Source organism: Pseudomonas sp. LARHCG127, from assembly GCF_052871455.1.
On the sequence record NZ_JBIXJT010000006.1, the window covers coordinates 1 to 17,473 of the forward strand.

Consider the following 17,473-nt stretch of genomic DNA (forward strand, 5'->3'; position numbering starts at 1 on the left):
CCATTGAGGCGGATGACATCCATCTGATACACCGCGGTGACTGGCTTGAGGGCCGCTGCGCAGCCCAGCGGGAGCAAGCTCCCTCGCCACAAAAAAGCGATTCGGTGGCGTGTCAATTTTGTAGAGCTCCACTCGCCACACCGCAAAAGTCCACACCGCTCGAACGCCTGGCCGCACCTTGTGGCGAGGGAGCTTGCTCCCGCTGGGTGCGAAGCGCCCCCATTGAGGCGGATGACATCCATCTGATACACCGCGGTGACTGGCTTGAGGGCCGCTGCGCAGCCCAGCGGGAGCAAGCTCCCTCGCCACAAAAAGCGTTTCGGTGGCGTGTCAATTTTGTAGAGCTCCGCTCGCCACACCGCAAAAATCCACACCGCTCGAACGCCTGGCCGCATCTCGTGGCGAGGGAGCGACCGGTCGCTGCGATGCCTCAGGATTCCTTGCTGCAATCACGCGGGGTAATGCCTTTTTCCCGGGCGTACTGGTGCGAAGAGGCTTCGATGATCGGCCGCAACAAGGCGCGGTCGGCCTGCACCCAGTCACTGATCAGCTTCCACTGGCCACCGTCCCATTGCTGGAAACGCACCGCACCACCGCCCTCATGGTCCGCGCACGACAACTGCAACGGCTGCACCAGCCCCAACGCCCCCAGTTCCTTGAGTCGGGCGTCGTCGAGTTTGAGATGCTCGAAGCCCCAACGCACCTGCTCACCCGTCAGGGGTTGCTGGCCGAATTTCTGCTGGGCAATGCGCAGCGCTTCTACGTTGAGAATGCCGTTGACCACGCCGAGGTTGTAATACACGGTGCCGAAACGCTTGGGATCGGCCAGGTCGCCATGGCCGGCGTCCACCACCTGCTGCTTGATGCCCTGCAACACCGGGAAATCGGTGCCCGAAGGGTGCGTGGTGATGGCGATGAAGCCCTTGGCCGCGGCACCGGCCGGCGCGGCGTCATCTTCGGAGTTGCTCCAGATATTGCCGATGATGTGGTCGGCCGGGAACCCGACTTTCTGCGCGGTTTTCAGCGCCACCGGGTTCATCACCCCCCAACCGCGCAGGATCACCCAATCGGGTTTTTCCCGACGGATATTCAGCCACTGCGATTGTTGTTCGTTGCCCGGGTGCGGCACCTCCAGCAAGGTCAGCGCAAAGCCGTACTTGTCGGCCAGGGTTTGCAGGACCTCGTTGGTTTCCTTGCCATAGGGCGAACCGTGATACAGGGTGACGATCTTCAAGCCCTTGAGCTTGTCCAACCCGCCGGCGCGCTGGCCGATGTAGTTGATGATCGCCGAGACCTCGGAGTACGGATTCAATTGCAATGGGAAGACGTAGGGAAACACGCTGCCATCGGTGGAGTCCGTGCGACCGTGGTTGATGGTGATCAGTGGCAGCTTGTCGGCGGTCGAGCGCTCCAGCGTGGCGTAGGCAATGCCCACCGACAGCGGGTTGGTGGCCGCCGCTGGCGCACCGTTCAAGCCTTTCTTCAGCCGTTCGTAGCACTCGACGCCTTTTTCCACCACGTATTCGGTCTCGCACTCGCTCCAGGTCAGCTTGACGCCGTTCACGCCGCCATTGGCGTTGACGTACTTGAGATAGTCGATGAAACCACCGAAAAAACCGCTGCCGCCAGCCGCATAAGGGCCGACGCGATAGCTTTGCAGCGGGAAGTATTGTTCGTTGTCCGCTTGGACGGTAAAGGCCGTGGCGGTGAGGCTCAAGGCCAGTGCCAGGCTGCTGGCGAATGATCGTTTGAACATCGGGATTTCCTTGTTATGGAGCCATAAATAAGCCAACAAAATGGAACTGCAAACCCGCGTTGTGCGGTTCGCTCAGTAGCGCAACGGCCACAGCCGTGCGCGCTGGCGAAATCTCTGCCAAAGACGCGCGAGGCCCTCTGGCTCTTTGATCAGGAACAGGATGATCAGGGCGCCGAATATCATTTTCTGCAGGTTCTCCACCTGGCCGGCGTCCACCAGCCCAACGGGCAGCAGCGATACCAGGTTCGAGAGCAGCACCGGAAACAGCACGATGAAGGCCGCGCCGAGGAAGTTGCCCAGCAGGCTGCCGAGGCCGCCGATAATGATGATGAACAGGATCTGGAACGACCGATTGAGGTCGAATCCGTGGGGCTCTACCGTCCCCAGGTAAGCGAAAGCCCAGAGCGCGCCGGCCACCCCGAGGAAAAAGCCGCTGATGGCGAACGCCAGCAGCTTGGTTTTCGCCAACGCAATGCCGATGACCGCAGCGGCGGTGTCCATGTCGCGCACTGCCATCCAGTTGCGCCCCAACTCACTGCGTACCAGGTTCTTGCCCAGCCAGAACAGCGCCACCACCACGGTCAGGGTCAACAGATAGCGGCCAACGGGCGCATCGAGGTTCACCCCTAACACATCCAGGCGCGGCGCGCTGATGACGCCCGAGGCGCTGTTATTGGAAAACCAACTGAACCGGGTCAGCGCCCAGGTCACGAAGAACTGCGCCGCCAGGGTCGAGACCAGCAGGTAGAAGCCTTTGATACGCAGGCTCGGCAGGCCGAACAGCACCGCCACCAGTGCCGCCATCAACCCGCCCAGGGCAATGCTGGCCAGCAACGGCAAGCCAGCGACCCGTATTTCCAGGTTGTAGGTGGCAAAGGCTCCCACCGCCATGAACGCCGCTGAACCGAGGGACAGCTGCCCGGCATAACCGGTGAGCAGATTGAGCCCCAACCCGGCCAGGGACAGCACCAGGAACGGAATCAGGATCGCGCTGAGCCAATAGTCATTGCCCAACCAGGGCACCCCGACGAAGGCAAACAGCAGCAATGCGGCCAGCCCGTGACGGTCCTGGCGCAGGGCGAAGACCCGACGGTCCTGGGCATAACGTGTGCTGAACTGGCCTGCTTCCCGATAGAACATAGATGCGCCCCCTAAACCCGTTCGATGGCCCGTTCGCCAAACAACCCCGCCGGCCGCACCAACAGGAACAGCAGCGCCAGCACGTAGGGAAACCAGTTCTCGATGCCGCTGCCGATGAAGGGCCCGAGGTAAACCTCCGCCAGTTTCTCCGAGGCACCGATGATCAAGCCGCCGACAATCGCCCCGCTGATGGAGGTGAAGCCACCGATGATCAGCACCGGCAAGGCCTTGAGCACCACCAGCGAGAGCGAGAACTGCACGCCCAGGCGCGCGCCCCAGAGCAGGCCGGCGACCAGCCCGACAAACCCCGCCACCGACCACACCACCACCCAGACCCGCTGCAAACGAATGCCCACGGCCAGCGCCGCCAAGGGATCATCGGCCACCGCTCGCAGCGACAACCCGAGGCGAGTCTTGTTGAACAGCCAGGACAACAGCAGCACCAGGGACGCTGCCGTCAACGCGGCAAAAATGTCGAACTGCGACAACAACATCCCGCCCAGTTCCAGCGGTTCATCGCTGATGCCCAAGTCCAGGCCGTGCACCTGGGCGCCCCACAGCGCCTGGGCGAAGCCCTCGATGACGTAGGACAAGCCAAGGGTGGCCATGAAGAGTGTGATCGGCGACCGGTTGACCAAGGGCCGCAGCACCACCCGCTCCACCGCCACGGCGATCAGCACCATGGCCGCCAAGCTGATGAGAAACGCCAGCCAGAACGGCACACCCCGCTCCAGCAGGCTGACGAAGGTCAGCGCCGAGAACAGCACCATCGCGCCCTGGGCGAAATTGAACACCCCGGAGGCCTTGTAGATCAGCACGAAACCGATGGCCACCAAGGCATACATCACCCCCGCCAACAACCCGCCAATCAGCACTTCAAAGAAAAATTCCATCGCTGTTCCTAATGCTGTCCAGTCAATACAAACGAGGATCCTGTAGCCAAGGATTGCTCCCGCTGGGCTGCGCGGTAGGAGCTGTCGAGCCGAGCGAGGCTGCGATCTTTTCCCAGACACTTGAGTCTCAAGCGAAAGATCAAAAGATCAAAAGATCAAAAGATCGCAGGCTTCGCCAGCTCCTACAGAGCCCAGCGGGAAGGCATCAAATATCCGGTATCAGTGGCGAGTGCCCAGGTAGGCCGAAATGACCTCGGGGTTCTGCCGTACGTCTTCGGGCGAGCCGTCGCCGATCTTGCGACCGTAGTCGAGCACCACCACGTGGTCGCTGATGTCCATGACCACGCCGATGTCGTGCTCGATCAGCACCACCGTCGTACCCAGCTCACGGTTGATGTCGACGATAAAGCGGCTCATCTGTCGCTTCTCGTCGGCGTTCATCCCGGCCATGGGTTCATCCAGCAGCAACAGCCGAGGCTCCGCCGCCAGTGCGCGGGCCAGCTCCACTCGTTTCTGCAAGCCATAGGGCAGCGTGCCCACCAGGACGTCGCGCCAAGGCTGCAAATGCAGGAACGCGATGACCCGTTCGGCCGCTTCGCGCTGATGATCATCCTCGGCCCGGGCGCGACCGATGCGCAGTGCCTGCTCGATCCAGGTGCTGCGGCGCTTGAGGTTGCGCCCGGTGAGCACGTTGTCGAGCACGCTCATGCCCTTGAACAGCGCGATGTTCTGGAATGTCCGGGCGACGCCGCGGACCGCCACATCGTGGGGACGCATCCGGCGCCGCTCCTGCCGATCAAAACGAATGTGCCCGTCCTGGGCCTGGTACACGCCGCTGATGACATTCAGCAGCGAACTCTTGCCGGCGCCGTTGGGGCCGATCAAGGCGCAGATTTCACCGGTGGCGACGCGAAAGCTGATGTCCGTGATCGCTTTGACACCTTTGAATGACAGTGAAATATGTTCCAGCTCCAGCAAATGCGTAATGGCCGTCTGGGTCATTGGGGCGTCTCCTCTCAGGCCAGTCGGGACTGGAGGCCGGTCCAGTTATCGGTGGTTTTGTGTACAAGATGCGTCGGCGCTTCCCAATGGGCCGCATCGCCCCACTGGCGAACCCGGATACCCAATGCCTGGAAAAACGCCTGGGTGTTCGGCGGCAATGCATCGCCCACCAACAGCGGCGCGCGGGTCCGGGAAAAGCCCAGCACATCGCGCAGAGGCCGACGCACCAGCCAATCCCCCACATGCCGTTGCAACGGCCCCGGCTGCGCTGCCAGCGCCCAGTCCACCAGCCTGCGCGCCCCACTGCCCGGCGCGGGCAAACGTTCCAGCGCGTAGCGGTGCAAACGTTCGTAGGTTTCCCGCGTCCCGGCCACCAGCGTCGGCCCCAGCTCACGCCGATCGCGATCGCGGGTCGCCAGGTTCTCGGGAAAGTTCAGGCGAAAACCGGCGATCAACCAGGGCGCCAGCAGATAGCGAGCTTGCCCACCCGAGGCGAACGCCCGGGCGGCCAATGCCTCCTCCTGCCGCCCCAGCCCTTCGCGGGTCACCAACCGCTGCCCCTCCTGCAACAGCTCGGCGTGGCTGACGCGTTGCTCCTCAATCGCCTGGCCAGCCCCGCGATAAAAGACAAAGGCCGTTTGCAACAATCGCCCTTGCGGCACCCCGTTATCGATCGGTCGCTCGGCAAGTAACGCGGCGTAATCCGACGCCTGCGCAAATGGCGTCGAATCCGACAGGCCACGTTTGTCGAGATAGACCAAGATCCGCACGGCCACCTGCGCCGAACGCAGCCGCAGCATGTCCTCCACGCCTTCGACCAGGACGAAATCCGGTTGCAATGTAGTGAGCCGTTGCACCTGTTCGGCCGCTGCTTCCAGCGGGTCGAACAAGCTCGCCACGCCGCCCAGCCATTGCGCGGCCAATGCGGCAAGCAGCGCCTGGGGCCTGGGTCGGCTGATGATCGTCAGGGTCTCGCCCGCCGCAAAACCGCGAGCTTGCAGGGCACTCGCCAAACGGCGCACCTCGTCGACCACCTGCGCCCAGGTCCTTTCCTGCCAGACACCCAGGTGCTTATGGCGCAGCGCGACATCGGTGCCATGCTCTAGCGCCTGTCGCTGCAACCACTGGGGCAAGCTGGCCGGGACCGCGTCGGGTGTGTCGGTGAACGTGCCCATGCTGCCTCCCGCGCCTAGGCGACCGCCGCCGTTTTGGCCGTCACTTTGCGTTGCTCCAACTCACGCACCAACGGCAGGACCTTACGGCCGAAATACTCGACTTCTTCCTGGAAGTGCAAGAACCCGGCGAGCACCAGATCCACACCCACGGCCTTTAGCGCGACGATGCGTTCGGCGATCTGCTGAGGGGTACCGATCAAGTTGGTCTTGAAGCCATCGTTGTACTGCACCAGGTCTTCGAAACTGGACTTGGCCCAGTTGCCTTCGCCCTCCGGGCTGGACTTGCCGGCCTGTTTCGCCGCGTCGCCAAAGGCATTGACGGCCTCGGGATCGGCCTGGTCGATGATTTGGGCAAGGACCGCCCGCGCCTCTTCTTCCGTGTCACGGGCAATGACAAAGGCATTCACGCCGACCTTGACCTTGTGGTGGTTGGCCGCGGCTTTTGCCTGGAGATCATCGATCTGCGCCTTGACGCCTTCCACGGTATTGCCGTTGGTGAAGTACCAGTCCGATACCCGGGCGGCCATGTCCCGAGCCGCACGTGAGCTGCCGCCCTGGAAAATTTCTGGGTGCTGCTGCAGGGGTTTTGGCTTGAGGGTGTAGTCGTGGAAGCGGTAGAAGTCACCGCGCAGCGTGAAATTATCAGTGGTCCAGATGCCCTTGAGGGCGGTGATGAATTCTTCGGAACGGCGATAGCGCTCGTCGTGCTCCAGCCACGGCTCGCCAATGGCCGTGAACTCGCCCTTGAACCAGCCCGACACGACGTTGACCGCCACTCGGCCACCCGTCAGGTGATCGATGGTTGCGATCTGCTTGGCCAACACCGACGGCGTCCACGGCCCCGGCAACACCGCGGCGATGACTTTCAGGCGCGTGGTGGCGGCCAGCAAGGCATGGCTGAACGCCACGGACTCGTGCTGGTATTCGGCGCCGTAGCCGGCGGTAAAGCGTACCTGGGACAAGGCGTAGTCGAAGCCGGCCGCTTCAGCGATCTGGGCCAGCTTGCGGTTGTAGTCGATGCCCCAGTCGGTGCGTTGTTCGATTTTGCTGACCACCAGTCCGCCGCTGACGTTGGGCACCCAGTAGGCAAATTTGATCGTGTCCTGGCTCATTGCATGTACTCCACGGCTCGTTTTGAAAGGAAAAAGGGATCAGGCGGCACTGGCGTTGCGTCGGACGCTCGGGACCAGGCTCAGCAGCGCCGATTCGACGGCGCGCTCGATACGGTCCAGCACCTGTGGGCTGGAAATGCGGTATTGGCTGAAATCGGTTTCGCTGGCATAGACGCCCACCGGCAAGCTGAGGGCTTGGAAGAAACCGAACAGCGGCCGCAACTGGTGATCGATGATCAAGGCATGGCGATCCGAGCCCCCTGTCGCGGCGAGCAGCACCGGTACGTTCTTGAGGGCTTCGTGATGGACAAAATCGAACAGGTGCTTGAACAAGCCGGTGTACGAGGCTCGATAGACCGGGCTGGCGGCGATCAGCAGATCGGCCGACTCGATGGCGTGCAGGTCGTCCTGTACCGCGGCCGGCAATGCCTCGCGACGTAACACCCCGGCAAACTGCGGACCGACCTTGGCCAGTTCGATCAAGCGCATCTCGACCGGCAGTTGCTGTGCGAGCCTGTCCACTATCGCCTGGAGCAGGACCAGCGTGCGTGACGGGTGTTGCACGCTGCCTGACACCGCCACCACTTTGAATTGCTTGCTCATCACTTACCCCATGCCTGGAGACGCCACCTCAGCGTCTGCACAGGGTGTAGAGCAGCAACCGTGCCACGTTTATATATCTTTAATAATCAAGGTATTAGAAGTACCGCCTAATCACTTCACTGCCGCTCGACGGGCAAGCTGTTGTTCCACTGTTGCCTGGTGAACACCTGCGTTTCGATGCCTGTCGCGACAACTGTTGCCGGGCATACAGTTGCGCAACAGATTGTCCGCAGCCAGGACAGCCCTATCACCGACGAGCGTCGTACAGACCCGTATTCATGGGCGTCGCGGGTCGGGCATGGACCGTGCAATGACTGTTGGCACCGGCAGGTTTCCCCTGCCCGCCTACTCGCCATCAAGAAGGAACATCAACATGACCGCACAGCAACAACACCTGCCGCCAATCCTTTCCACCGGCACCGACTACGAGCCCTTGGCCGAACGTTTCCGGCCGATCTTTGCGCGCATCCAGGCCGGCGCCCTGGAGCGCGAGCAGACCCGCAGCCTGCCCTTTGAACAGGTGAAATGGCTGAAGGAAGCTGGCTTTGGCGCCATCCGTGTACCGCTCGAACATGGCGGTGCCGGGGCCTCGTTGCCGCAGCTGTTGCAACTGCTGATCGAACTGGCCGAAGCCGATTCCAACCTGCCCCAGGCCCTGCGCGGGCACTTTGCATTTGTCGAGGACCGCCTCAATGCCCATGCCAGCAGCCCGCAGGACATATGGTTCAAACGCTTCGTCGAGGGTGAGTTGGTGGGCAACGCCTGGACGGAAGTCGGCGCGGTAAAAATCGGCGAAGTCGTCACCCGGGTTTCCCGCCAGGGTGATCAATGGGTGGTCAATGGCGCCAAGTACTACAGCACCGGCAGTATTTTCGCCGACTGGATCGACGTGTATGCCCAGCGTGACGACAACGGTGCCGACGTGATTGCCGCCGTGCGCGTGCACCAGCCGGGCGTCAAGCAAAGCGATGACTGGGACGGCTTTGGCCAACGCACCACCGGCAGCGGGACATCGCGGTTCGAGAACGCATTGGTCGAGGCGGAAAACCTCATCGACTTCTCCACCCGTTTCAAATACCAGACCGCGTTTTATCAACTGGTCTTGCTCGCCGTGCTGACCGGCGCCGGCCGTGCCGCGGTCCATGACATCACCGAGCAAGTGCGCAAACGCACCCGGGTCTTCAGCACCGGCAATGCCAGCGAAGTGAGCCAGGACGTACAAGTGCAGCAAGTGGTCGGCCGGGCCTCGGCCCAGGTCTATGCCGCCGAAGCCACTGCCCTGCGAGCCGCAAGCGCCTCTCAACGCGCCTATGAAAGCCACTTCAGCCAGAACGCCGAGACCGAACGCACCGCCAACATTGCCGCCGAGTTGGAGTCCGCCCAGGCCCAGGTGGTGATCTCCGACCTGGTGCTACGCGCCACCAGCGACCTGTTCAATGCCCTCGGCGCTTCGGCCACCAGCACCAGCAAGGCCCTCGACCGCCACTGGCGCAACGCCCGTACCGCCGCTTCGCACAATCCGTTGATCTACAAGGAGCGGATTATTGGGGATTGGGAAATCAATGGGACGGAACCGCCGTATGTCTGGCAGATTGGTGGGGGGGCGAAGCAGGTCTGAGTGCTTGGGGTCGGTGTGTAAAACCGTCATGGGGTAACGGCGGCTTAGACCGCGCTCCTCCAGTGGGAGCGGGCTTGCTCGCGAAGGCGGTGTGTCAGTTTGCAGTGATGTTGGATGTGCTGGCCTCTCGCGAGCAGGCTCGCTCCCACAGTGGTTCTGTGTTGTACATGAGTTTCGTGTCTGCTGAAGATCCAGTGTGGGAGCGAGCCTGCTCGCGATGGCGGTGGTTCAGGTGTATCCACCAAGTCCAATTGCCGACTTTTTCACAAAGCCAATAGGAACTCATCCCAGCCGATCAAAACACTGGCATCATGCCTTTTTCCTTGCACTCATGGAGTGACTGTGACGAATCTAAGTGCCGCCCCTGAGTTTGCACCCGCTTCCACTCTATCGCCCTACCGCTTCTTTCCCCGGCTCGGGATGTTTGTGCTGGCCACCGTGGTCGTCTTCCTTGCGGCGATGCCCGAGGTCCTTTTTGTTCCCGCAGACATGCAGGCCTATCTGACGTTCACGACCACCTCCGGTATCACCGCGCTCCTTCTCTTCGCCCTTTTCGCCTTGCAATATCGCGCCGATTTACGTTCACAGTGGCGCGGTCGCTCCATCCGCAAACCCCTGCAATGGGGAGCGATGGGCACCATCGGGGCCTACCTGCTTTTCGGGGTCGCCGTCCTCGTACTCGGGTTGCCGCGTGAAGTGTTCATGGCCGAGCTTCTGGACGGGCTCAACAATTGGCAGGCCACGATCAAGATCGCCTCGCTGATCGTGCTGCCGCCCATCGCCGAAGAATTATTCTTCCGCCACTACATGCTCCGGCTGTTTCCCTACGAGAACAGCCGTGCCTGGACATGGGTCGCGATCATCGTGACGTCGGCCATCTTCGCCGGCATGCACATCCAATACGGAAACTGGCTGACGGTCGTGCTGATCTTCGCCTGTGGCGGCGTATTCGCCGTAGCCAGAGTGGCCAGCGGTGGCCTGCTGGTGCCGGTGCTCCTGCATTCGCTGGCCGAGATTGTCGCACTGACCACGGACAAGTCGTTCTCATTGATGGGGCTTTACGGTTGAGTCAGGCGAAGGCGCCATGCCGCGCTATGATTTTGCGAACACCAGCACTTCAAACAAGGGCAACGATGAACACTCACGCAACATGCCTCGGACTGCTTGCCCTGACGCTTCCCTTGCTGTGCGAGCCCGTCCAGGCCTCCACATGGCAGATCTGTGAGATGGAGCTGCACGTCGTCGAGGTGCTGAAACGACCCTATCCGCAGCTTCAGGCGCAGGTGGTGAAAGTCAGGCCGAAATCCGCCTCGGTGGAGTGTCCTCAGCCAGGCTCGTTGCTCACCTTCACCCCGGAAACCCCGGACTACCAAGCTACGCTCCCCCGCCGCCAATGGCCCGGGAAAGGGCAGTCGGTACGGGTGGACTACCGCTACCTGGACGGTGTCTGTAAAGGCGACGGCAACTCATATGCGTGTCGTATCAAACATTACCCGGTGGTGGGTCGATAAGCGGGCGGGCGGCGACCGGGGCTTTGTTCAATTCGGTGAAATGACAGATGGCCTCATCGCGAGCAGGCTCGCTCCCACAGGGAAGTGTGGATGGTCACAGCATCCCGATTCACCACAAAACCCCTTGTGGGAGCGAGCCTGCTCGCGATGACGTCGGCACATCCAACCCCAAGGCTCAGGCCAACAGCTCAGTGATCCACCGAACCTGCCGGGCGATGTCCTGCTGCTTCTCTTCAGGCACAGCCTGCCGTGCCTTGGCGAAACTGGCCAGGGTCTTGTGCTTCTGGCGCAGCAGGCGCTGCCACTTGGCCAGGAAGACCGGGGTTCGGGTTTGCAACTGCAGCGGGCCGAAATACAGCTCCTCGGCGGTGTACGCCACCGGCCCGGCGCGCTCGGCCACGATGATCTCGTAGTAGAAGCGGTTTTCCCGCAGCAATTCCTCGCAGAGGATGCGGTAGCCGTTTTCCATCAGCCATTGGCGCAGCGGTTGTTCGCCGCCGTTGGGTTGCAGGATCAGGCGCTCCCGACCGCTCAACCGCGCTTTGCCACTGTCCAGGATGTCGCGGATCGTCTCGCCACCCATGCCGCAGAGGCTGATCGCCGTAATTCCGTCCTCCGGCTCGATTGCCGCCAGGCCGTTGGCCAGGCGCACGCTGATCCGCTGCTCCAGGCCATTTTCGACCACCGTGCGTTCGGCGGCGCGCAATGGCGTTGTTGCCACCTCACCGGCCACCGCCGTCGCGATGACGCCACGGCGCAGCAAGGCCACCGGCAGGTAAGCGTGATCCGAGCCGATATCGGCCAGGTGCGCGCCCGCCGGCATGTGCGCCGCCACGCGCTCCAGGCGCATGGACAATGTGTGTTCGTTCAACTGCAATTCCCTGGGTTAATCGTAGAACGGCTCGACCGCCGTCCGACTGCCGACAAAGAAGCTGTCGGCGACCAAGCGCAGTGGCTGCAGGTCCATGTCGATGGCTTTGTCGTTGATCAGTTGTTGAAAATGCCGGTACACCGCCGCGTACTCGCCCTCCTCGGATACCGCCTGGGGCACGCCGTCGATGCTCAACAGGGCACCGCCGTTGTCCAGGCGCAACACGCCTTCGGCGCAGCGAATCTCGATGCTCCAGAGCTCGTCATGACCATGGTCGAAGTCGAACTCCGCACGGATATCGAGGTGACGCGCGTCGGCCATCTTGATGCTGGCGGCAATTGGCGACTGGCAGTTGTCCGGCACGCGCAACTCGGCCGATTCCACGAACAACGGCAGTGCCAGCAGATGGGTCGCGATCGACAAGGCATTGATGCCCGGATCGAACACGCCCAGGCCGCCGGGTTGCCAGATCCACGCCTGGCCCGGGTGCCACTTGCGCACGTCTTCCTTCCAATCGATCTGCACGCTCTGCAAGGTGCGGTTGGCCAGCCAGTCACGGGCGGCTTCGATGCCTGGTGCATAACGGGAATGCCAGGCGAACAGGCCGCTGACGCCTTGCTCGCGAACCTGCTCCACCAAGGCCATGGCTTCACCCAACGTGGCGCACGGCGGCTTTTCCACCAGGACGTGCTTGCCAGCCGCCAGCGCCTGTTGCACCAGGGCGAATCGACCTTGCGGCGGCGTGCAGAACGCAATCGCATCGATCTGCGGACCGTTTTCCAGCAGCTCGCCCAGGGAGCGGAAGTTCTCCACCCCGGCGCAAGGCTGTCCTTGCGTGGCGACCGCCACCAATTGGAACGCGGGGTTGGCGTGGATGGCTGGAACGTGTTGATCCTGGGCAATCTTGCCGTAGCCCACCAGGCCGAGACGAATCGGTTGCATCGATGACTCCTGATTTTTGTACTTGTGATCGGCCAGCAAACTAGACGCAAATCGCCTGGCGGACAATGGGGGTCGTGCAGTATCTATTCGATTGCCCCGCCCAGTTGGGCAAATACTTCAGGCCCGTCGCTGTGCACAGTCCGCCGTCACGACGTTGGTCACCCGGCCGAAGAAGGGTTCGAGTCGCTCACGCGGCGCGTCGTGCTCCACCACCAGGGCGGCGACTTCCTCGCAGGCGGCCACCTGGTAGTGGGCAACGCTGGACAGCTTTTCATTGGTCACTGCCGCGATCACCTGCCCACTGGCCGCGACCACTGCGCGCTTGAATTCCGCGTCATCCAGGCCGAACGCCGTAACGCCATTGTCGGGATCGATGGCGCAGGCGCCGAGGAAACACAGGTCAAAACTGAACTGGCGCAATTGCTGGACAGCCGTCAACCCGATCACACCACCGGCGACTGGGTTCAAGCGGCCGCCCAGCAGGATGACTTCGGCCCGGGGCAGTTTCATCAACTGGACCGCAATCAACGGCGAGTTGGTGGTGAGGGTCAATGGCAGGTACGGATCGATGGCGCAGGCAATCGCCAGGTTGGTCGACCCGGCGTCGATGAACACGTGCTGGCCCGCGCGCAACAGTGCAGCGGCGGCTTGGCCGAGGCTGCCCTTGCGCGCCGGGTCTTTGCGCACGCGCGCCTCCATCGACCCTTCGGCCGCGGGCACGAGGATCGCGCCACCATAAACGCGCTTGCACACCCCCGCCGCTGCCAACGCGCCAAGGTCACGCCGGATCGAGTGCTCGGAGACCTTGAATTCGCTGGCCAAGTCAGCCGCGATCACCCGGCCATACCGGGCGAGACGCTGGCTGATCAATTGCTGGCGTTCACCAGGGAACGCTTCGTGAGGAGTAGTCATGACATTACAACCTGCGTAAACGAGCACTAATGATCACAAACGAGCAAATAGTGCCGGTTATGCGGCGAGGCGTCAAACCCGAGCGCTCACGCGGTAAACGTCAAGCGCCCCCAGGGACATTGGTGCCCATGCCCAATGGCAGGAAGGGCTGAATCTCGTCGATTTCCTCGGCGCTGAGGCGCAGCTGTGAACCGGCAATCAACCCATCGACCTGGCCGGGCCGACGGGCACCGACGATGGCGCCGGTCACCACCGGTTTGCGCAGCACCCAGGCGATGGCGACTGCCGCCGCACTGACGCCGTGCCGTTCGCCGATACCAGCCAAGACCTCCACCAGCGCCAGGTTCGCGCTCAAGCGAGGCTCCTGGAAGTCCGCGCTTCGCGCCTTGCGCCAATCGTCGTCGGGCAATTGGGCGATGCGTTCGCGGGTCATGCTGCCGGAAAGTAGTCCCGATTGAAGGGTGGAATAGGCCAGGACACCCAATCCCGCCTGCTCGCAAAATGGCAGGACGTCGCCCTCGATGTCTCGCATCAAGGCCGAATAAGGCGGCTGGAGCGAGACGATCTCGGTCACCGCCTGGGCCCGCTTGAGTTGCGCGACATCGAAATTGGAGACGCCGATCGCACGAATCTTTCCCTGTTCGCGGGCGGTGGCCAACGCCGAAAGCGCCTCCTCGATCCCTTCACTGCTGCCGTCGGCAGGAAAGGCCGGCCAGTGGATCTGATAAAGGTCGATGGTTTCGACTTGCAGTCGACGCAAACTTGCCTCGACCTCGGCGAGCAGCGATTGAGGCGCCAGCGAGTGCGAGATCTCCTTGGTGGCCGGGTCCCAGACCAGACTGCCCTTGGTGAACACCAACGGACGCCGCGAAGCCGGTACCCGACGCAACAACTGCCCGACCAGTTGCTCGGCATGGCCCAAGCCATAAACCGCCGCCGTGTCGATCCAGTTCACCCCGCGCTCGACGGCATATTCAAGGGCGCCGAGGCTGTCCTCGTCATCCTGCGCGCCCCAACTGTATGCCCAGCCGGTGCCGGCGATGGCCCAGGTTCCCAGGCCAATGGGGGAAATCATGAAATCCGATGATCCAAGACGATTCTTTTGCATAGCGCGCTCTCCACAGATGATGTGGGCCAGTATCCGCGAGGGATCTCATGACGATAAGATGGGTAATCGTATTTGAACTACTGAACATTATTCATGAGTCAGCACCCCGATCTGTCCGAACTGGATGCCTTCGCCGCCGTTGCTCGCCATCGCAGCTTTCGCAAGGCCGCCGACGAGCGTGGCGTTTCGGCTTCTGCATTGAGTCACGCGATGCGTGCACTGGAAGCACGCCTGGGTGTCAGGCTGCTCAACCGCACCACGCGCAGCGTGACCCCGACCGAGGCCGGCCACCAGCTGTTGGCAACGCTGGCCCCTACCCTGCAGCAGGTTGCCGATGCCCTGGCGCAGTTGACCTCGCTGCAGGACGTGCCCGCCGGCAAGCTTCGCCTCAACGTGGCGCGTCCGGCGGCGCGCGCGGTCTTTGCCAAGGTGCTCGGGCCATTCGTGGCCCGGTACCCGCGCATTCAACTGGACCTGGTCACCGATGATGGCCTGGCCGATATCGTCAGCGGCGGGTTTGACGCTGGTGTGCGCTTTGGCGAAAGCCTGGCCGGCGACATGATCGCCGTTCCTGTCGGGCCCCCTCAATCGTTCGTGACTGTAGCCGCGCCAACCTATCTGGCCGCGAAGGGGATCGTCCAGGCGCCACGGGACTTGCTCGACCATGCCTGCATCGCCCGGCGTTTTCCCAGCGGCAAGCTCTACGCCTGGGAGTATCAGGCCGAGGGGCAACCGATCCGGTTGTCCGTCACCGGCCCACTCATCCTTGAAGACGATGCGCTGATGATCCAGGCGGCAAAAGATGGCGCCGGGATTGCCTACGTGTACGAGGAGCTGGCGCGCGATGACCTGCGCAACGGGCATCTCACGGAACTGCTTGCGCAATGGAAAGCGCCGCCAAGCCGGTTTTTTCTCTACTACCCCAGCCGACGCCATGTGCCGCCGGCCCTGAAAGCGCTCATCGAATTCATCCGGGCGCAAGATTGGCTAACCTGAAACCGCCAGGCAAAAAAAAGCCCCGCGACCGAGGACGGTGCGGGGCAAAGGGAATTGGTTGGTTGCGGCCAACCAAAGGAGCACGGTGAAAAACGTTTACGGGCCGGTCAGATGCATTCCTGGGCGGCGCGTTCAAAACTTGAAGGCAAGAGGTTGGAAGCCAGCAGGTGGCGCTCGTAGATGAACACCTTGCCGCCGCTGCCGGCCTTGTAGGCTTCCAGCACGTTGTCCGCCGACACTTTGCTCGGCACCACGATGCGGTAGCTGCGCTGGGTCTGCGAGACCATCGGGTTCAAGGCATTGCCCTGCAACTTCGGTACGACGCACTCGGCGTATTGGGCCGGCGTCTTGCTGGTCTGCAAGGTCAGCGTCGGGTCATTCGGTGCCGAGGCACAACCGGCCAGCAACAACGGGGAGAACGCCAGGGGAAGCAAAAATAAACGGCGCATGGGTTGGGGTCCTGAAAATAAAAATACGGGGCTGCGTGTTCGATGGCGCTGATTTTCCAATGATTGCCGGCAAAGCAGAACTTGCATTTGGTAATGGTCACTATTACTCCTAGCAATAGTTGCAAGCCGAGAAAGATTGATGAGGTCTATCCATGAGAACGTTTGATCTGATCCGCGACGCGGTATTGCCCGACTTTCGTGAGCGGGTGGCGGACTATCTGGTCCAGTACGAAAGCGTGCTGTTGAGCAATACAGAAGCCGACCCGGAGCTCAAGCGGGCCACGGCCCATCAACTGCGCGGTTATCTGCGCGGGTTGAACACGACGCGAGTATTGGGCATGGCGGATTGGGAGGAACTGGATCGGCGGGTGGTGGATACGTGGCTTTAGCGCCCGGCCAATGACAGGCTGGCCTTCGTGGAATGTGCTCGATTCATTGTGGCGAGGGAGCTTGCTCCCGCTGGGCTGCGCAGTAGCCCCCTGCCGGCTGCGGCCCAACACTGGCTTGCGCCCTGTCCACCAGCCGTTGCACCCATGCGGCATCCTGGTCATTGACCACCCCATAGCGGTTCGGCGGTAAAAAATTCCAGTGATGAGCGGCCTCGTCCAGGCGCTTGAGTTCATCGGCAGACAGCCAGTACGGCGTACTCATCAAAGGCATCAACGCACCGTCGAAACGCCGACCCAGCGGCAGGTTCGTACCGGGGGCGAAAGCGATCGCCAGTTCCTGACGGGGTTGCAGCAGCTTGTCCGGCGCCGGCATTTGCCCTACCCGTCCGTAACTGAAGTTGCCCGAAAACTCCTCCTTGAGCACCAGCCAATGCCCCGCCGCGGTCCGGGCCAGGATCCATTGCGACACACCGCTGTCCTGCATGTACTTCACTTTGCCGTCGGACCATTGCATGAGGGTGTTGCAATCCGGGTCATAGTCGTTGGACCACAGGCAGAGGCCGGAAACCAGGGTATGGTGTTCGAGCTCGACCAGCCCTTGATCGGGCATCGACGCCCAATAACGCTTGGTCGGGTCGCGCGTATCACGCCAGACGTTGTGCACGATCCACGCCGCCATGAACAGCAAGGTGACGAACACAAGCCAGCCAAAGGAGGCCCCGATGATCCGGTCAAGGTCAACGCCTGGGGCGGATAACCCCTGATAGACCAGCAGCCCCAGCAGAAACACGATACCCGGCAACACCGGGCCCAGGCACAACGGCGGCACCAGCACCACGACCCAGCTGAAGCGATGCATCGTCGCACGCTCGCGCGCCCAGGCCAGTTCCTGAGCCAGCATCGGTGCCCGCTTCCGTGGGCCGATGCCAGGATCGGGGGTCTGGAAGCGGGTGAACAGGTTGTAGATGTCATCGCTCATGGATCGGATCATGCCTT

18 protein-coding genes are annotated in these 17,473 nt (G+C 62.2%); 5 read left to right on the forward strand and 13 right to left on the reverse strand.

Annotated elements, in window-relative coordinates:
- Positions 1–430: 430 nt before the first annotated feature.
- From ACIPQ1_RS11770 to msuE, 7 genes are all read right to left on the reverse strand, one after another.
- The gene (locus tag ACIPQ1_RS11770; protein ID WP_411384890.1) at positions 431–1,756 is read right to left on the reverse strand and encodes an ABC transporter substrate-binding protein; all 1,326 of its coding nucleotides are present in this window, start codon (positions 1,754–1,756) and stop codon (positions 431–433) included.
- Positions 1,757–1,828: 72 nt separating this feature from the next.
- A complete protein-coding gene (locus ACIPQ1_RS11775; RefSeq protein ID WP_446534133.1) occupies positions 1,829–2,896 on the reverse strand; it encodes a branched-chain amino acid ABC transporter permease in 1,068 nt (355 codons plus the stop codon).
- Positions 2,897–2,907: 11 nt separating this feature from the next.
- A complete protein-coding gene (locus tag ACIPQ1_RS11780) occupies positions 2,908–3,789 on the reverse strand; it encodes a branched-chain amino acid ABC transporter permease (protein ID WP_446534134.1) in 882 nt (293 codons plus the stop codon).
- A 219-nt stretch (positions 3,790–4,008) separates the two neighbouring features.
- Positions 4,009–4,791, reverse strand: coding sequence for an ABC transporter ATP-binding protein (locus ACIPQ1_RS11785; protein ID WP_446534135.1), 783 nt, complete (start codon positions 4,789–4,791; stop codon positions 4,009–4,011).
- Between the two features lie 14 nt (positions 4,792–4,805).
- Positions 4,806–5,966 (reverse strand): AMP-binding protein, encoded by a 1,161-nt coding sequence (locus ACIPQ1_RS11790; protein WP_446534136.1) that lies wholly within the window; start codon positions 5,964–5,966, stop codon positions 4,806–4,808.
- 14 nt (positions 5,967–5,980) lie between these two features.
- Complete coding sequence (gene sfnG, locus ACIPQ1_RS11795) at positions 5,981–7,078, reverse strand: dimethylsulfone monooxygenase SfnG (RefSeq protein WP_411384894.1); 1,098 nt, start codon at positions 7,076–7,078, stop codon at positions 5,981–5,983.
- Positions 7,079–7,117: 39 nt separating this feature from the next.
- Positions 7,118–7,681 (reverse strand): FMN reductase, encoded by a 564-nt coding sequence (gene msuE / locus ACIPQ1_RS11800; RefSeq protein ID WP_446534137.1) that lies wholly within the window; start codon positions 7,679–7,681, stop codon positions 7,118–7,120.
- 373 nt (positions 7,682–8,054) lie between these two features.
- On the opposite strand from msuE, the gene ACIPQ1_RS11805 reads away from it, so the two are divergent.
- The 3 genes from ACIPQ1_RS11805 to ACIPQ1_RS11815 all read left to right on the forward strand — a co-directional run bounded on the left by ACIPQ1_RS11805 (position 8,055) and on the right by ACIPQ1_RS11815 (position 10,810).
- Entirely contained in the window at positions 8,055–9,299 is a 1,245-nt protein-coding gene (locus tag ACIPQ1_RS11805; RefSeq protein WP_446534138.1) for an acyl-CoA dehydrogenase family protein, read from the forward strand.
- 342 nt (positions 9,300–9,641) lie between these two features.
- The gene (locus tag ACIPQ1_RS11810) at positions 9,642–10,367 is read left to right on the forward strand and encodes a CPBP family intramembrane glutamic endopeptidase (RefSeq protein WP_446534139.1); all 726 of its coding nucleotides are present in this window, start codon (positions 9,642–9,644) and stop codon (positions 10,365–10,367) included.
- A gap of 65 nt (positions 10,368–10,432) precedes the next feature.
- Positions 10,433–10,810, forward strand: a complete 378-nt coding sequence (locus ACIPQ1_RS11815; protein ID WP_446534140.1) for a hypothetical protein — start codon at positions 10,433–10,435, stop codon at positions 10,808–10,810.
- A gap of 175 nt (positions 10,811–10,985) precedes the next feature.
- Here the strand turns inward: ACIPQ1_RS11815 and ACIPQ1_RS11820 are convergent, their stop codons facing one another.
- From ACIPQ1_RS11820 to ACIPQ1_RS11835, 4 genes are all read right to left on the reverse strand, one after another.
- Positions 10,986–11,681 (reverse strand): tRNA (adenine(22)-N(1))-methyltransferase, encoded by a 696-nt coding sequence (locus ACIPQ1_RS11820; protein ID WP_411384898.1) that lies wholly within the window; start codon positions 11,679–11,681, stop codon positions 10,986–10,988.
- Between the two features lie 15 nt (positions 11,682–11,696).
- Entirely contained in the window at positions 11,697–12,623 is a 927-nt protein-coding gene (locus ACIPQ1_RS11825) for a Gfo/Idh/MocA family protein (RefSeq protein ID WP_446534141.1), read from the reverse strand.
- Between the two features lie 117 nt (positions 12,624–12,740).
- Positions 12,741–13,535: a DeoR/GlpR family DNA-binding transcription regulator gene (locus tag ACIPQ1_RS11830; RefSeq protein WP_446534142.1), complete on the reverse strand. Its 795-nt coding sequence runs from the start codon at positions 13,533–13,535 to the stop codon at positions 12,741–12,743.
- A 100-nt stretch (positions 13,536–13,635) separates the two neighbouring features.
- The gene (locus ACIPQ1_RS11835; RefSeq protein ID WP_446534143.1) at positions 13,636–14,643 is read right to left on the reverse strand and encodes an aldo/keto reductase; all 1,008 of its coding nucleotides are present in this window, start codon (positions 14,641–14,643) and stop codon (positions 13,636–13,638) included.
- A gap of 93 nt (positions 14,644–14,736) precedes the next feature.
- Here ACIPQ1_RS11835 and ACIPQ1_RS11840 point away from each other — a divergent pair, with 93 nt between their 5' ends.
- On the forward strand, positions 14,737–15,639 hold the full coding sequence (locus ACIPQ1_RS11840; protein WP_411384902.1) for a LysR family transcriptional regulator: 903 nt from the start codon (positions 14,737–14,739) through the stop codon (positions 15,637–15,639).
- A gap of 107 nt (positions 15,640–15,746) precedes the next feature.
- On the opposite strand, the gene ACIPQ1_RS11845 is transcribed toward ACIPQ1_RS11840, so the two are convergent.
- A complete protein-coding gene (locus ACIPQ1_RS11845) occupies positions 15,747–16,088 on the reverse strand; it encodes a hypothetical protein (protein ID WP_077506487.1) in 342 nt (113 codons plus the stop codon).
- A gap of 152 nt (positions 16,089–16,240) precedes the next feature.
- Between ACIPQ1_RS11845 and ACIPQ1_RS11850 the strand changes: the two genes are divergently transcribed.
- Positions 16,241–16,477 (forward strand): hypothetical protein, encoded by a 237-nt coding sequence (locus ACIPQ1_RS11850; protein ID WP_411384903.1) that lies wholly within the window; start codon positions 16,241–16,243, stop codon positions 16,475–16,477.
- A gap of 43 nt (positions 16,478–16,520) precedes the next feature.
- On the opposite strand, the gene ACIPQ1_RS11855 is transcribed toward ACIPQ1_RS11850, so the two are convergent.
- Positions 16,521–17,456, reverse strand: coding sequence for a hypothetical protein (locus ACIPQ1_RS11855; protein WP_446534144.1), 936 nt, complete (start codon positions 17,454–17,456; stop codon positions 16,521–16,523).
- Positions 17,457–17,473: the final 17 nt, after the last annotated feature.

Bases quoted from the DNA above. Each gene is read 5' to 3' on its own strand.
- msuE (WP_446534137.1), bottom strand. From the start codon at position 7,681: ATGAGCAAGCAATTCAAAGTGGTGGCGGTGTCAGGCAGCGTGCAACAC.
- ACIPQ1_RS11840 (WP_411384902.1), top strand. From the start codon at position 14,737: ATGAGTCAGCACCCCGATCTGTCCGAACTGGATGCCTTCGCCGCCGTT.
- ACIPQ1_RS11825 (WP_446534141.1), bottom strand. From the start codon at position 12,623: ATGCAACCGATTCGTCTCGGCCTGGTGGGCTACGGCAAGATTGCCCAG.
- ACIPQ1_RS11790 (WP_446534136.1), bottom strand. From the start codon at position 5,966: ATGGGCACGTTCACCGACACACCCGACGCGGTCCCGGCCAGCTTGCCC.
- ACIPQ1_RS11780 (WP_446534134.1), bottom strand. From the start codon at position 3,789: ATGGAATTTTTCTTTGAAGTGCTGATTGGCGGGTTGTTGGCGGGGGTG.
- ACIPQ1_RS11835 (WP_446534143.1), bottom strand. From the start codon at position 14,643: ATGCAAAAGAATCGTCTTGGATCATCGGATTTCATGATTTCCCCCATT.
- ACIPQ1_RS11775 (WP_446534133.1), bottom strand. From the start codon at position 2,896: ATGTTCTATCGGGAAGCAGGCCAGTTCAGCACACGTTATGCCCAGGAC.
- sfnG (WP_411384894.1), bottom strand. From the start codon at position 7,078: ATGAGCCAGGACACGATCAAATTTGCCTACTGGGTGCCCAACGTCAGC.
- ACIPQ1_RS11785 (WP_446534135.1), bottom strand. From the start codon at position 4,791: ATGACCCAGACGGCCATTACGCATTTGCTGGAGCTGGAACATATTTCA.
- ACIPQ1_RS11845 (WP_077506487.1), bottom strand. From the start codon at position 16,088: ATGCGCCGTTTATTTTTGCTTCCCCTGGCGTTCTCCCCGTTGTTGCTG.
- ACIPQ1_RS11830 (WP_446534142.1), bottom strand. From the start codon at position 13,535: ATGACTACTCCTCACGAAGCGTTCCCTGGTGAACGCCAGCAATTGATC.
- ACIPQ1_RS11815 (WP_446534140.1), top strand. From the start codon at position 10,433: ATGAACACTCACGCAACATGCCTCGGACTGCTTGCCCTGACGCTTCCC.
- ACIPQ1_RS11805 (WP_446534138.1), top strand. From the start codon at position 8,055: ATGACCGCACAGCAACAACACCTGCCGCCAATCCTTTCCACCGGCACC.
- ACIPQ1_RS11855 (WP_446534144.1), bottom strand. From the start codon at position 17,456: ATGAGCGATGACATCTACAACCTGTTCACCCGCTTCCAGACCCCCGAT.
- ACIPQ1_RS11850 (WP_411384903.1), top strand. From the start codon at position 16,241: ATGAGAACGTTTGATCTGATCCGCGACGCGGTATTGCCCGACTTTCGT.
- ACIPQ1_RS11770 (WP_411384890.1), bottom strand. From the start codon at position 1,756: ATGTTCAAACGATCATTCGCCAGCAGCCTGGCACTGGCCTTGAGCCTC.